Origin of the sequence: Streptococcus sp. k-163 (assembly GCF_013277555.1) — a bacterium.
GTDB lineage: Bacteria > Bacillota > Bacilli > Lactobacillales > Streptococcaceae > Streptococcus.
In genome coordinates, this window is sequence record NZ_VMND01000009.1 from 125,803 (window position 1) to 139,288 (window position 13,486).

The following is a 13,486-nucleotide window of genomic DNA, read 5'->3' on the forward strand; positions in this document are numbered from 1 at the left end:
TAGTCTATTTTGATAAAACGATTTGATCCGATGGGTCTCTATCCATATCATCTACAACGATTTGATTCCCGTTTACAGTGTAAATTTTAGCATCATCGCCAATAATCATGCGTTGATTTGTTGCATCAAATGTAACCTGTTTGACTTTCTGATCCCCGTCAGATTCGAGCTCAGTCCATGTACCAGTAGTTCCAGTTACCACTAAAGTGATACGGTCTCCGTCATCCTGACCAGTATAAGTTCCATCAATATTAGTTGGTTGGGCTGTAACTGTATTTTGTGAAGAACTTGTTGCTGCCTGGTTGCTATTTTGTGTTGAAGATGAAGCAGCAGGTTGCGATTGCTGAGTTTGTTGTGTTTGCTGTTGAGCTGCTGGTTGTTGAACCTGTTGAGCTCTCTGTGAACAAGCTACTAAGAGACTAAGACTTGCTAGAGAAGCAAGAGAAAGTGTGAATGTTTTTAATTTCATGATGAACTTCCTTTCTTCTACCAATTTAGAGCAATTTTCTTCTAACTGGCAGTTCCCCTAGTATAACAAGTTCAAAAAAGGAGGTCAATTTATCTGCTCATGCTCCTGTAGGTGACTCCGTACTTCTGATATAAAATAGAGAGACCCTGTAATGAACAACAAGTCCTGCGCGTCTGCCCTTGCTTCAAAACTGCTAATAAATTCTCGGTAAGAAAAAATCACATCGTAACCTGTTACATCCGTCTCATCTAAAGAACCTTGATAGTCAAAACCAGTCACCTTGAGTTCCACCTGAGGCAAATTTTCAGTCAGATAACCCAGCATCCCTTGATAATCCTTACGTTTCAAGGCTCCAAATAGGATTTGAGGACGATAACCTTCCTGCTCTTTTTCTTTGATAAACTCCACCAGGCGAGTCAAGGCAGGAAGATTATGAGCACCGTCCAAGTAAATCTGCGGACGAATACACTCCAAACGGCCAGCCCAATGAGTCTTCTCCAATGCCTGCCTTATAGCCTGCCCATCAACAATATCCTTCCATTCTCTCATAAAGAGAAGAAATGCTTGTAGCGCCAAGGCCGCATTTTCCTGCTGATAGGCTCCTTCCAATCCTATTTTCAGATGTGGAAAATTCCCCAAAGAACTTGAAAAATCACCCTTTAGCATTGAAAAATCTTGACCTGTCTGATAAAGGTCAACAGCTAAAGATTCAGCTTTTTTCTGACAAACAAGCCTAGCTTCTGGAGCCAGCTTAGCAACCACTGCCTTCTTACTAGCCTTGAAAATACCAGCTTTCTGCTCTGCGATTGCTTTTAGACTATCGCCCAAGGTCTCCTGATGGTCAAGCCCAATGGAGGTGATGACAGCAATCTCTCCAGTTACCACATTGGTCGTGTCAAGTAAGCCACCAATTCCCACTTCTAGTAGAACCAAATCCACCTCTTGCTCCCTAAAATAGAGGAAAGCAATCAAGGTCAGCAATTCAAAAAAAGACAACTGGTCATGAGTTTGCAGAAGCGTCTTTTCCATCTCCTTGACCTGCTCAGCTAAACGGATAAAGTCTGCATCAGCTATTGGTTCCCCATTAATGCAGATTCGGTCATTGATGGAGACAATATGAGGGGAGGTAAAAGTCGCAACTTTTTTGCCATGTCCCATGAATAACTCTCTCATAAAAGCAATGGTAGAGCCTTTCCCATTAGTTCCTGTCACATGGATAATAGGGTAAGACTTCTCGGGATTTCCTAACAAATCCACCGCTTGTTGCATTCGGCTCAAGCCTGACCGAAAATTCAAACCAATCCGACTATGAAGCCATTCTTCTACTTCAAACATATATATCTCCTTGACAAAAATCCAATCAATTACCGCGACAAAGCATGATGACTAATAAAAACAAGGTCAGGATTTTCGTCCCGACCTCTTACCTGGTTAGCTAATAACTAGCTACTATAAATTTTAACGTGGGGTAAAAACGTCCACTGGATGGTCCAACTCTTCCAATTTCTAGGAGTTGGGGTGATACAGTCTCCCAGACTGCCTGCTCTTTCTTTTTTCTAAAAGCAGGGCTAAAAACGTCCCCCGGACTTACCAGCTCTCTTTTGTTTCAAGGAGCTGGGGTAAAAATATCCCCCGGATATTTTTACTCCTCCATAAAACTATTGAAGACTTCTTCAATCATGTTCCATTCGTCTTCTGAGTCTTCTGGGATTGGTTGCAATTCGCCTTCTGTTCCATCTTCGTTTTCGATGAATGAGTAAGCTTGGATTTCAACTTGTCCGTCTTCGTCTTCTTCTGCGTTAACTGGTACTAGAAGAACATAGTTTTTACCAAATTCTTCTTTTCCGTCAATGGTCAAAAGGATTTCAAACAAGGTTTCGTTTCCTTGCTCATCTACTAGTGTGATTAGTTCACGTTCTTCGTGTTCGTGGTTATGATCGTGTGACATAGCCTCTCCTTATATTAAAATTTTCTATCTAAATAATTTTGTAAAATCAGCTGAGCTGCTAACTTATCAATGACTTTCTTGCGCTTATTGCGACTGATATCTGCTTGTTCAATCAACATACGCTCTGCAGCAACTGTTGTCAAGCGTTCATCTTGATAATCTACTGGTAAACCAAAAAGCTCTTCTAGCTTTGCTCCGTAGGCTTGACTAGCTTCCACGCGCGGTCCGCTTGTATTGTTCATGTTTTTAGGCAAACCCACTACAAATCGTTCCACCTTGTAAGTATCAACCAACTCCTTAACGCGGTCAAAACCAAATTGGCCTTGTTCCTCATTAATTTGGATGATTTCAAGTCCTTGAGCTGTAAAACCGAGTGGATCACTAATAGCCACCCCTACCGTTTTCGAACCGACGTCCAATCCCATAATTCTCATAGGTTATAGATCGACTCCTTGTCCTTTAAGGTAGTAGCGGACCAATTCCTCAACGATTTCATCACGCTCATACTTACGGATTTGATTTCGTGCATTATTATAACGAGGAACGTAGGCAGGGTCTCCACTCAATACGTAACCTACGATTTGGTTAATTGGGTTGTAGCCCTTATCGTTCAACGAAGCATAGACATCAGTCAAAGTTTCGCTAATTTCTTTTTTATTGGAATCGTCCAGTTTAAAACGTACTGTTTCTTCAGTAAATCCCATTCTAACACCCTCTTTCCTTAGAATAGTACCATTATAGCATAATTCCTTACCTTCTACAATTCATGCAGTCTATTTATTTGGATTTTCTACTGTTCTGTCGCACCATTTGCCAGTCTGTCTGAAATATATTTGCTTGGTTCATTCTTCAAGAGATTTTCTAAACCAATATTCTTCAGATATTCAGTCTGAGAAGCCTTCTTGACATCCAAAGCTTGAAAATCATAACTGGTCGTTGTTTGAAGTTCTGTTGCACTCAATAATTTGGTTTCAAGCTTAAAGCCTGCCAATTTACGTGCTTCTATAATAGATTGATCCTTATCTTCCGCCTCAAGAAGAGCTTTTTGAGTTTCCTCCACTCCATGTTGGTCAATGTAGGTCTTCAACTCATCAGATACTGGACGTTTTTGTTGAATGGTTAGGCTCAAAAAAGTCTTGTCTTTGTATGTAATGGTTTGGGTTTGCTGGCTACCATCATCTGACTTTGGCAAGACCAAAGTCTTGGTCACAACTGTATTCTTCTCTGCATTCTCAATAACTGGCAATGCCGACTGAAGCGTATCCTTTTCTGTTTTTGTAGCTGTTGCAGTTTCTTTTTTCTGCCCACAACCAGCCAGGACAAAAAGGAAAGCTAGACTAACAAGAACAATTTTTTTCATTTCTTTCTTCTTTCTTTTTCAGATTAAATCAGATTAAAATAGAACAAGACTGAGAATTGCTCCCAGCCTTGATGTTTATAGAGCCGCACGCAAACGTGCTTCTGCATTTTCTACATTACGGACAGAGCGTGGTAGGAAGGCACGAATATCGTCTTCCTTATAGCCAACTTGCAGGCGTTTTTCATCTACAAGAATTGGGCTCTTTAAAATTCTCGGTGTTTCCATAATCAGATTGAGGACTTCATTGACACTCAAATCTTCAATATCCACTCCAAGGGCTTTGGCATAGCGATTTTTAGATGAAACGATGCTGGCTATTCCGTTATCTGTTTTGGTTAGAATATCCAGTAATTCTTCTCTCGTAATTCCTTCTTTACCAAGGTTTTGTTCTTTATAACTTAACTGGTGGGCATTGAGCCAGGTTTTTGCTTTTTTACAGCTAGTACAACTTGAGACTGTATAAATTTTAATCATGTACCTACCCCTTTCGCTACATGTTACTATCAGTTTAGTCTATTATACCATAAAAAACATCCGACTTGCGACCTATTTTTAAATTTTTTTGACTTTTTTCGTCATTTTCGTACTTTTTTCTTGACAAAATGAAATTTACAGCCATTCTTTATATTTCTTGATATAGATTTTTTTCACAACTGTCACGCTAATCATATACAAAGTAATGATGAAAAGTAAAAAGATGAAATAAATCGGTTTTAAAGGAGTTAAATGGAGAAGGCTAGCTAGTGGACTGTAGGGAAGGAAGGTCACAAAGGCTGCAGCCAATAAGGTTGTCACAAGGACTAACCAAGCTGGACGACTTTGTAGAAAGGGAATTTTAGCTGAACGCAGCATATGGATAACCATAGTTTGTGACCACATAGACTCGATAAACCAACCTGTCTGGAACAAGACAATAAAGCCTACGGCCGACTCTGCTCCATGAACATAGGCATGACCTGTCGTCATGGGTACAATGATAAAATAGAGCAAAATAAAGGTCAAAATATCAAAGGCAGAAGATATCGGCCCCATCCAGACCATGAAACGTGTGATAGACTTGGCTTCCCAGGTATGCGGATTTCTCAAAAAATCTTTGTCCACCTTATCAAAAGGCAAAGCAATACAAGACAAATCATAGACTAGATTTAGGATAATCAAATGGACTGGTGCCATTGGTAAAAAGGGTAAAAAGATTCCAGAGACCAACAGGGACAAGATATTCCCAAAATTAGAACTCACTGTCATCTTGATATATTTGGTCATATTTGCATAGACCTTACGACCTTCAACAAGTCCTTTTTCAAGCACCATGAGATCCTTATCAAGTAGGATAACATCAGCTGTTTCTTTGGCAATATCTACTGCTGTATCAACAGAAATCCCCACATCTGCAACTTTCATAGAAGGAGCATCATTGATTCCATCTCCCATATAGCCGACAGCATGACCATTAGCCTTAAATTGCAAAATAATCCGTGCTTTTTGGTCAGGAGAAAGTTTGGCGAAGACGGTTACCTCCTCTACAGCTTGGGCCAATTCTTGATCACTCATCTGATCAATTTCAGACCCCAACAGCATCTGATTGATATCTAAACCAACCTTTTCACAGACGGCTTGGGTAACTTTTTCGTTGTCTCCCGTTAAAATCTTTGTTTGAACTCCATGTTCTAACAAAGCCTTAATTGCTGGTGCTGCAGATGGTTTAGGAGGATCTAGGAAGGCTAAATAACCAGTTAGAATCATATCCCCTTCATCATCAACTGTATAGGCATGACCTTCCCTCAAACCAGACTTATAGGCCACTCCCAAGACACGCAAACCTTGTTGATTGAGTTGTCGGACTTCCGCTAATATTTCTTCTCTAATAGCATATGTCAAGGGAGTAATCACTCCTTGATATTCCGCATGACTGGAAATCGTCAACATTTCCTCTAGGGCACCTTTAGTTACCAAACTAACAACTTCGTGTTCATCCTTGACGATAACACTCATCCGTCTACGTTCAAAATCAAAGGGCAATTCATCTATTTTTTGAAAAGTTTGAGACAGATTTTGCAAGAGGGCGTGTTCTTTGGCTTCCTTTTCAGTCCGTTTGATAATGGCTCTGTCCATCAAATTTTTCAAGCCAGTTTGAAAGTAGGAATTGAGATAAGCTCGTCTCAAGACGGTCAAATCCAAGCGTCCGTGGATATCCAAGGGATATTCTAGAACGATTTCGTCTTGGGTTAGAGTCCCTGTCTTATCTGTACATAAGATATCAATCGCCCCTAAGTCCTGTATGGCATTGAGTTTCTTGATAACCACTTTTTCCTTGGCCATGATAATGGAGCCTTTTGCTAGGCTAGCGGTAATAATCATAGGAAGCATCTCAGGTGTCAATCCAACACCAACACTCAAAGCAAATACGCCAGCTTCTAACCAATCTCCATCTGTCAAGCCATTAGACAAGAAAACGATGGGCACCATGACCAACATCAAGCGAATCAAGAGCCAAGAGATACTGTTCATCTCTCGTTCAAACGAAGTGGGCTCGTCGTAGGTGTTCAGAGTCTGCTCGATGGCCCCCATCATGGTATCATCACCAACCGCCAAAACCAAGGCCTTGGCACTACCAGATAATACATTGGTTCCCATAAAAGCCAAGGATTCGGCTTCTAGCAGACTATCAGATTGTTGAACTGTTACCTTGGTCAAGGCCAATTTTTCAACAGAATCACTTTCGCCTGTCAAACCCGACTGTTGGACAAAGAAATCGCGCGACTCAAATAAAAGAAGATCTGCTGGAATCATATCTCCAGCGCTTAATTTAACCACGTCACCTACTACCAAGTCATCGATAGGTACTTCTTGGATTTCTCCTTGACGAATGACAGTCGCTGTGTTGACAATCATTTTTGAAAGATTGGTGGCTGCCTTATCACTGCGGAGTTCTTGGACAAATCGAATGCCTCCAGAAATGAGGACTAGGACAACGATGATAATGGAAGTCGTCGGATCTTCTTGACCTGGTTTTGCCAACCAGACATTGGTCACTAAGGAAATCACGGCGATGACCAGTAAGATGATTGTAAATGGATTGATAATAGATTCGTAAATCTTTTTCAAAATCGAATCTTCTTGACCTTTGGTAATGGTGTTTTCGCCATATAGGGCACGATTTTTTTCGACTTGTTCCTCTGTCAAACCGTTTAAACTGGTATGATAAAAAGTTAGACTCTCGTCTAAAGGGACTTGAATAGCTGTTGCTAATCTTTCTTTTGTTGTTTTCATTGGTTTCTCCTATCTGTATGAATAATGTGTTTCATACACAGAGACCAATCACTTTATAAGGGCAGAACGACACAAATCAGCGATTGGCTGTGTATGTGCGGTTCCGGATGGTCGTCAATTTGCATCGTCTGTCTCCTTTCTTTGTTTTAAACAGTAGAAAATCCCACCATAAAATGGCAGGATTAAAAAACTAATTATCTGTTTTTCGTTCAAGCTTTAACTCCATAGGGCAATGAAATGAGCTTAGTCTTGGCCTTCGCGACCAGAACTGTTGACCAACGAGTAGTGTCTCCACTGCTTTGCGGTAGTCATCCGTATCCCTATGGTAGCCTCACCTACCGTTTTCGTTTTTCAGTATAAACTTTTAAAATTTAAAAGTCAATCATTTGAGTTGTTTAACTCTTAAATGACTATCAACTCTTTTGGAGCCAGGGTCAACAATTCACAACCTGTTTCTGTAATCAGAATATCATCCTCGATACGAACACCATATTTACCTTCAATATAAATACCCGGCTCGTCTGTCAAGGCCATACCTGCCTTAATAGTTTCTGTAGAAGTTTGGCTAAAGTATGGTTCCTCATGGATATCCAGTCCAATACCGTGTCCGATACCGTGGGTAAAGTAGTCGCCATAACCTGCCTCGATGATAATATCACGAGGAATTTTGTCAAAGTCACGGAAACCTAATCCTGCTTTAGCCTGGTCAATCAAGGCTTGGTTGGCTTTCAAAACCGTATTGTAAATCTCTGCTTGCTCGTCGCTAACATGCCCCAAGTAGATAGTCCGTGTCATATCACTGACATAGTGGTCATAAAGGCAACCGAAGTCCATAGTAATGGCTTCTCCTAGCTCCACTGGTTTGTGCATAGGATGAGCATGGGGTTTGGAAGAGTTGATACCGCTAGCTAGAATCGTATCAAAAGATAAGCCAGATGCTCCCAACTCACGCATGCGGAAGTCAAGGAAGTTGGCAATCTCAATTTCAGTCTTTCCTGGCTTAATAAAGTCAAGCGCATCGCGGAAAGCTTGGTCTGAGATAGAACAAGCCTTGCGAATAGCTGCAATCTCCGCTTCATCCTTAATCATACGAAGACCTTCAACAAACTGAGTTTGTGGAAGTAAGTCAATTCCTTCAAAGGCTGCCTGCATACGGTGATAATAAGAGACAGAAATCTCGTCCTCAAAACCGATTCGAGACAAGCCCATGTCCTTAACAATCCCTGCAATAACAGCCAATTCATCACGGTCAGCCACAATCTCAAAACCACTGGTTTCTTGCTTGGCTGCAATGATATAGCGAGAGTCTGTCACCAAGACCTGACGGTCACGGCTGATGAAGACTGTTCCGTTTGAGCCCCAAAAACCAGTCAAGTAGTAGACGTTTTTAAGGTTATTGATGATGATGCCATCTAGTTCTTTTTCTTGCATTTTCGCTAGAAATGCTTGTACGCGTTTATTCATGATGTAACTTTCCTTTCAAATAATGTCCTGTGTAGCTGGCTTCATTGGCCGCTACTTCTTCTGGAGTTCCTGTTGCGATGATGATTCCACCACCGACACCGCCCTCAGGTCCCAAGTCAATAATATGGTCTGCCGTCTTGATAACGTCTAAATTGTGCTCGATAACAAGGACTGTATTGCCATCATCGACAAAGCGAGCTAAAACCTTGAGCAATCGAGCGATATCCTCGGTATGAAGACCTGTCGTCGGCTCATCCAGAATGTAGAAAGATTTTCCTGTCGATCGTTTGTGAAGTTCACTAGCCAGTTTCATACGCTGGGCTTCTCCCCCAGAAAGGGTGGTAGCAGGTTGCCCCAATGTCACATAACCAAGTCCCACATCCTTGATAGTCTGAAGTTTGCGCTGAATTTTCGGAATGTGTTGGAAGAATTCCACCGCATCATTAACCGTCATATCCAAGACCTGCGAGATATTCTTTTCCTTGTAGTGAACTTCTAGGGTTTCACTGTTGTAGCGGGTACCATGGCAGACTTCACAAGCCACGTATACATCTGGCAAGAAGTGCATCTCAATCTTGATAATCCCGTCACCTGAACAGGCTTCACAGCGACCACCCTTGACGTTGAAACTGAAACGACCCTTCTTGTAGCCTCGAATCTTAGCTTCATTTGTCTGGGCAAAGAGGTCACGTATATCGTCAAAAACTCCCGTATAGGTAGCTGGATTAGACCTCGGCGTTCGTCCAATCGGGCTCTGGTCAATATCAATCAAGCGGTCTACATGCTCAATCCCTGTAATAGTTTTAAACTTACCAGGTTTGTCTGAATTGCGGTTGAGCTTCTGGGCAATGGCTTTTTTGAGGATACTATTGATCAAGGTCGACTTGCCTGAGCCCGACACCCCTGTCACCGCAATGAATTTTCCGAGAGGGAAGCGAGCAGTGATATTTTGTAGGTTGTTTTCACACGCTCCTGTCACTTCGATAAAACGACCATTTCCTACACGGCGCTCGTCTGGTACTGGAATGGCACGTTTGCCTGACAAGTACTGGCCTGTGATAGACTTACTGTTACGAGCTACCTGTTTAGGCGTACCTGCGGCGACAATCTCCCCACCAAAAACACCCGCACCAGGACCAACGTCAATCAGATAATCCGCCTCCCGCATGGTATCTTCATCGTGTTCCACTACAATGAGAGTATTGCCCAAATCACGCATATTTTTCAGACTGGCAATCAGACGGTCATTGTCCCTCTGGTGGAGCCCGATTGACGGCTCATCTAGGATATAGAGGACGCCTGATAGGTTAGATCCAATCTGGGTCGCCAAACGAATACGCTGACTTTCACCACCTGAAAGGGTACCTGCCGAACGAGACAGGGTCAGATAGTTAAGCCCCACGTTATTAAGGAAAGTCAAACGGTCCTTAATTTCCTTGAGAATAGGCCGAGCAATGATGGCTTCATTTTCAGACAGAGTTAACTGAGAAACTAGCTCCAAGTGGTCTGCGATAGACAGATCTGAGATTTCTCCGATATGTGGTCCTTGCTCACCACCTACACGGACAGACAAGGCCTGGTCATTAAGACGATAGCCATGACAGGTTCCGCAGGTCAGCTCATTCATGTAGAGGCGCATCTGAGTGCGAGTGTAATCACTATTGGTTTCATGGTAGCGACGTTTGATATTACCAATAACTCCTTCAAAAGGAATGTCGATATCACGCACGCCACCAAATTCATTCTCATAGTGGAAATGGAATTCCTTGCCATCTGAACCATAGAGAATCAAGTGCTTATCTTCTTCTGACAAGTCCTCAAAAGGCTTATCCATATCCACTCCAAAGGCTGTCATGGCCTGCTCTAGCATATTTGGATAGTAGTTGGACGAGATAGGATTCCAAGGTGCTAGCGCTCCCTCACGTAAGGTTTTGCTGGCATCTGGCACTACCAAATCAGTATCCACCTCCAGCTTGATGCCCAAGCCGTCACACTCACTACAAGAGCCAAAAGGAGCATTGAAAGAGAAGAGACGAGGCTCTAACTCTGGAACAGTAAATCCACAAACTGGGCAGGCATAATGCTCAGAGAACAACAACTCAGAGTCGTCCATGGTGTCGATAATGACATAGCCTTCTGCGATACGAAGGGCTGCCTCAATAGAATCAAAGAGACGACTACGAATGCCCTCCTTGATGACGATACGGTCAACTACGACATCAATATTGTGTTGCTTACTCTTGGACAACTCTGGCACTTCGGTCACATCATAGACTTCCCCATCCACACGGACACGAACATAACCGTCTTTCTGAACCTTCTCAATGACACTCTTATGTTGGCCTTTTTTCTTGCGGATGACCGGAGCTAAAATTTGCAGGCGCTGGCGTTCAGGTAACTCCAAAACCTTATCCACAATTTGCTCCACAGAAGAGGCCTTGATAGCTCCATGACCGTTGATACAGTAAGGCGTCCCCACACGTGCGTAGAGGAGACGCAGATAGTCATTGATTTCAGTCGTTGTTCCCACTGTCGAGCGAGGGTTTTTGCTGGTCGTTTTTTGGTCGATGGAAATAGCTGGGCTGAGACCATCAATGGCATCTACATCAGGCTTCTCCATATTTCCCAAGAATTGACGAGCGTAGGCTGACAAACTCTCTACATAGCGACGTTGTCCCTCCGCATAGAGGGTATCAAAGGCCAGACTGGATTTCCCTGAACCTGACAAGCCTGTCACAACAACCAACTTGTCTCGCGGAATTTCCACATCAATATTTTTTAAATTATGGGCACGCGCCCCATGAATGACAATTTTATCTTGCATCTTTGTTCTTTCTAGTCCATTATTGCTTACCATTATACCAAAAAAAGTGAGATTCTATTACCCAAAAGGCCGATTTTGTAGTATAATAGTACGGTGTGAAAAAATCTGAAAAATGAGAAAGGATAAGGGATATGAAACAAGTTTTTCTCTCTACAACAACTGAATTTAAAGAGATCGATACGCTTGAACCGGGTACTTGGATCAATCTCGTTAATCCAACTCAAAATGAATCACTCGAAATCGCTAACGCCTTCGATATTGATATTGCCGACCTTCGAGCACCGCTCGATGCGGAAGAAATGTCTCGTATTACCATTGAAGACGAGTATACCCTGATTATCGTAGACGTGCCGGTCACAGAGGAAAGAAATAACCGCACTTACTACGTAACCATCCCGCTTGGTATTATCATCACTGAGGAAACCATTATCACTACATGTTTGGAACCATTACCAGTCCTCGATGTCTTTATTAACCGTCGTTTGCGTAATTTCTATACCTTCATGCGTTCACGTTTTATCTTTCAGATTCTTTATCGCAATGCAGAGCTTTATCTAACAGCCCTTCGTTCGATTGACCGTAAGAGTGAACAGATCGAAAGTCAACTGCATCAATCAACTCGTAATGAAGAATTGATTGAGCTCATGGAATTGGAAAAAACCATCGTCTATTTCAAGGCCTCCCTCAAAACAAATGAGCGCGTGATTAAGAAATTAACCAGCTCAACCAGCAATATCAAGAAATACCTTGAGGACGAAGACCTACTTGAAGATACCCTGATTGAAACCCAACAGGCCATCGAGATGGCAGACATTTATGGAAACGTCTTGCATTCTATGACGGAGACCTTTGCCTCTATCATTTCCAATAACCAGAACAACATCATGAAAACCTTGGCCCTTGTGACCATCGTCATGTCCATCCCAACCATGGTCTTCTCTGCCTACGGGATGAACTTTAAGGATAATGAAATCCCCCTAAATGGCGAGCCAAATGCCTTCTGGTTAATCGTCTTTATCGCCTTTGCTATGAGTGTCTCGCTCACTCTCTATCTCATCCATAAAAAATGGTTCTAAGAGGAGTTCCTATGTCTCAGATTGATCTACAAAAATTAACAAAGAAAAACCAAGAGTTTGTCCATATCGCTACCCAACAATTCATCAAAGATGGGAAAACAGACGCTGAAATTAAGGCTATTTTTGAGGAAGTTATTCCTCAAATCCTTGAAGAGCAAATCAAAGGTACGACTGCTCGTTCCCTCTATGGCGCACCGACCCACTGGGCTCATAGCTTCACTGTCAAAGAGCAGTACGAAAAAGAGCATCCAAAAGAAAATGATGATCCAAAACTCATGATTATGGACTCAGCTCTTTTCATCACTAGCCTCTTTGCCCTCGTCAGCGCCCTCACAACCTTCTTCTCAGCAGATCAGGCTATCGGTTACGGTTTGATTACCCTTCTGCTAGTTGGATTGGTTGGTGGATTTGCCTTCTACTTGATGTACTACTTTGTTTACCAATACTATAGACCTGATATGGACCGCAGTCAACGTCCACCTTTCTGGAAATCTGTACTGGTTATCCTAGCTTCGATGTTCCTTTGGTTACTTGTCTTCTTTGCAACGAGCTTCCTACCAGCTAGCCTTAACCCAGTACTGGCTCCATTGCCACTGGCTATTATCGGAGCAGCCCTACTAGCCCTTCGCTTCTATCTCAAGAAACGCTTGAACATCCGCAGCGCAAGTGCAGGACCAACACGTTACTAAGAAAAGGAAAGAGCTATGGCATATAGTCAATCTTTAGCTCAGCAGATTCGAAAAATTCTAGCGCTCAAACTTCCTCCCCAAATTTTCGAAGAAGAGCTAGAAGAAAAGAAGCTGTTTGGTGGCCTGGCCTTTATGATTCGTGGTAAAATGGTCCTTACTATCAGTTCCAGAAAGGATGAACTGGTTATGGTCAGAATTGGCAAGGAAATGGAGAAGCAAGTTCTACCCCGAACAGGAGCTCATACTACATTGATGAGGGGGCGCCTTTATCATGGGTATATAGACTTAGATATAGAAGGCCAAAAAGAATTGCCTTACTGGATTGATTTGGCTCTCTCCTATAATCAAGAGTTGACCAAGTAACTCATATCTAGCGAGATTACTGA

At 42.4% G+C, this 13,486-nt stretch carries 13 protein-coding genes and 1 riboswitch; of the genes, 3 read left to right on the forward strand and 10 right to left on the reverse strand.

Features of this window, described 5'->3' with window-relative positions:
• Positions 1-4: 4 nt before the first annotated feature.
• The 10 genes from HT731_RS03475 to uvrA form a co-directional block, all read right to left on the reverse strand.
• A complete protein-coding gene (locus HT731_RS03475; RefSeq protein ID WP_061758921.1) occupies positions 5-469 on the reverse strand; it encodes an SP_0198 family lipoprotein in 465 nt (154 codons plus the stop codon).
• Between the two features lie 84 nt (positions 470-553).
• On the reverse strand, positions 554-1,804 hold the full coding sequence (locus HT731_RS03480; protein WP_061758922.1) for a folylpolyglutamate synthase/dihydrofolate synthase family protein: 1,251 nt from the start codon (positions 1,802-1,804) through the stop codon (positions 554-556).
• Positions 1,805-2,111: 307 nt separating this feature from the next.
• Positions 2,112-2,417 (reverse strand): DUF1292 domain-containing protein, encoded by a 306-nt coding sequence (locus HT731_RS03485; RefSeq protein ID WP_000017626.1) that lies wholly within the window; start codon positions 2,415-2,417, stop codon positions 2,112-2,114.
• Between the two features lie 14 nt (positions 2,418-2,431).
• Positions 2,432-2,851: a Holliday junction resolvase RuvX gene (gene ruvX, locus HT731_RS03490; RefSeq protein ID WP_004239076.1), complete on the reverse strand. Its 420-nt coding sequence runs from the start codon at positions 2,849-2,851 to the stop codon at positions 2,432-2,434.
• A 3-nt stretch (positions 2,852-2,854) separates the two neighbouring features.
• Entirely contained in the window at positions 2,855-3,121 is a 267-nt protein-coding gene (locus HT731_RS03495) for an IreB family regulatory phosphoprotein (RefSeq protein WP_000507059.1), read from the reverse strand.
• 86 nt (positions 3,122-3,207) lie between these two features.
• Positions 3,208-3,777 (reverse strand): SP0191 family lipoprotein, encoded by a 570-nt coding sequence (locus HT731_RS03500; RefSeq protein WP_061758923.1) that lies wholly within the window; start codon positions 3,775-3,777, stop codon positions 3,208-3,210.
• A gap of 75 nt (positions 3,778-3,852) precedes the next feature.
• Positions 3,853-4,251 (reverse strand): transcriptional regulator Spx, encoded by a 399-nt coding sequence (gene spx / locus HT731_RS03505; protein ID WP_000591165.1) that lies wholly within the window; start codon positions 4,249-4,251, stop codon positions 3,853-3,855.
• Positions 4,252-4,386: 135 nt separating this feature from the next.
• Positions 4,387-7,047 (reverse strand): magnesium-translocating P-type ATPase, encoded by a 2,661-nt coding sequence (gene mgtA / locus HT731_RS03510; protein ID WP_061758924.1) that lies wholly within the window; start codon positions 7,045-7,047, stop codon positions 4,387-4,389.
• 194 nt (positions 7,048-7,241) lie between these two features.
• Positions 7,242-7,392: riboswitch (M-box (ykoK) riboswitch) on the reverse strand.
• A 57-nt stretch (positions 7,393-7,449) separates the two neighbouring features.
• On the reverse strand, positions 7,450-8,511 hold the full coding sequence (locus HT731_RS03515) for a Xaa-Pro peptidase family protein (RefSeq protein ID WP_061758925.1): 1,062 nt from the start codon (positions 8,509-8,511) through the stop codon (positions 7,450-7,452).
• Entirely contained in the window at positions 8,504-11,335 is a 2,832-nt protein-coding gene (gene uvrA, locus HT731_RS03520; protein ID WP_173277644.1) for an excinuclease ABC subunit UvrA, read from the reverse strand. Before uvrA ends, HT731_RS03515 begins: the two co-directional genes overlap by 8 nt.
• Positions 11,336-11,466: 131 nt before the next feature.
• Here uvrA and HT731_RS03525 point away from each other — a divergent pair, with 131 nt between their 5' ends.
• From HT731_RS03525 to HT731_RS03535, 3 genes are read left to right on the forward strand one after another with little or no spacing between them, the layout of a single operon-like run.
• Positions 11,467-12,411: a magnesium transporter CorA family protein gene (locus tag HT731_RS03525; protein ID WP_000815623.1), complete on the forward strand. Its 945-nt coding sequence runs from the start codon at positions 11,467-11,469 to the stop codon at positions 12,409-12,411.
• 11 nt (positions 12,412-12,422) lie between these two features.
• On the forward strand, positions 12,423-13,100 hold the full coding sequence (locus HT731_RS03530) for a DUF1129 domain-containing protein (protein ID WP_173277646.1): 678 nt from the start codon (positions 12,423-12,425) through the stop codon (positions 13,098-13,100).
• A 15-nt stretch (positions 13,101-13,115) separates the two neighbouring features.
• Positions 13,116-13,463: a hypothetical protein gene (locus HT731_RS03535; RefSeq protein WP_173277648.1), complete on the forward strand. Its 348-nt coding sequence runs from the start codon at positions 13,116-13,118 to the stop codon at positions 13,461-13,463.
• Positions 13,464-13,486 lie beyond the last annotated feature (23 nt).

Coding starts and splice junctions, on each gene's coding strand:
- HT731_RS03475 (WP_061758921.1), bottom strand. CDS start 469: ATGAAATTAAAAACATTCACACTTTCTCTTGCTTCTCTAGCAAGTCTT.
- HT731_RS03480 (WP_061758922.1), bottom strand. CDS start 1,804: ATGTTTGAAGTAGAAGAATGGCTTCATAGTCGGATTGGTTTGAATTTT.
- HT731_RS03485 (WP_000017626.1), bottom strand. CDS start 2,417: ATGTCACACGATCATAACCACGAACACGAAGAACGTGAACTAATCACA.
- ruvX (WP_004239076.1), bottom strand. CDS start 2,851: ATGAGAATTATGGGATTGGACGTCGGTTCGAAAACGGTAGGGGTGGCT.
- HT731_RS03495 (WP_000507059.1), bottom strand. CDS start 3,121: ATGGGATTTACTGAAGAAACAGTACGTTTTAAACTGGACGATTCCAAT.
- HT731_RS03500 (WP_061758923.1), bottom strand. CDS start 3,777: ATGAAAAAAATTGTTCTTGTTAGTCTAGCTTTCCTTTTTGTCCTGGCT.
- spx (WP_000591165.1), bottom strand. CDS start 4,251: ATGATTAAAATTTATACAGTCTCAAGTTGTACTAGCTGTAAAAAAGCA.
- mgtA (WP_061758924.1), bottom strand. CDS start 7,047: ATGAAAACAACAAAAGAAAGATTAGCAACAGCTATTCAAGTCCCTTTA.
- HT731_RS03515 (WP_061758925.1), bottom strand. CDS start 8,511: ATGAATAAACGCGTACAAGCATTTCTAGCGAAAATGCAAGAAAAAGAA.
- uvrA (WP_173277644.1), bottom strand. CDS start 11,335: ATGCAAGATAAAATTGTCATTCATGGGGCGCGTGCCCATAATTTAAAA.
- HT731_RS03525 (WP_000815623.1), top strand. CDS start 11,467: ATGAAACAAGTTTTTCTCTCTACAACAACTGAATTTAAAGAGATCGAT.
- HT731_RS03530 (WP_173277646.1), top strand. CDS start 12,423: ATGTCTCAGATTGATCTACAAAAATTAACAAAGAAAAACCAAGAGTTT.
- HT731_RS03535 (WP_173277648.1), top strand. CDS start 13,116: ATGGCATATAGTCAATCTTTAGCTCAGCAGATTCGAAAAATTCTAGCG.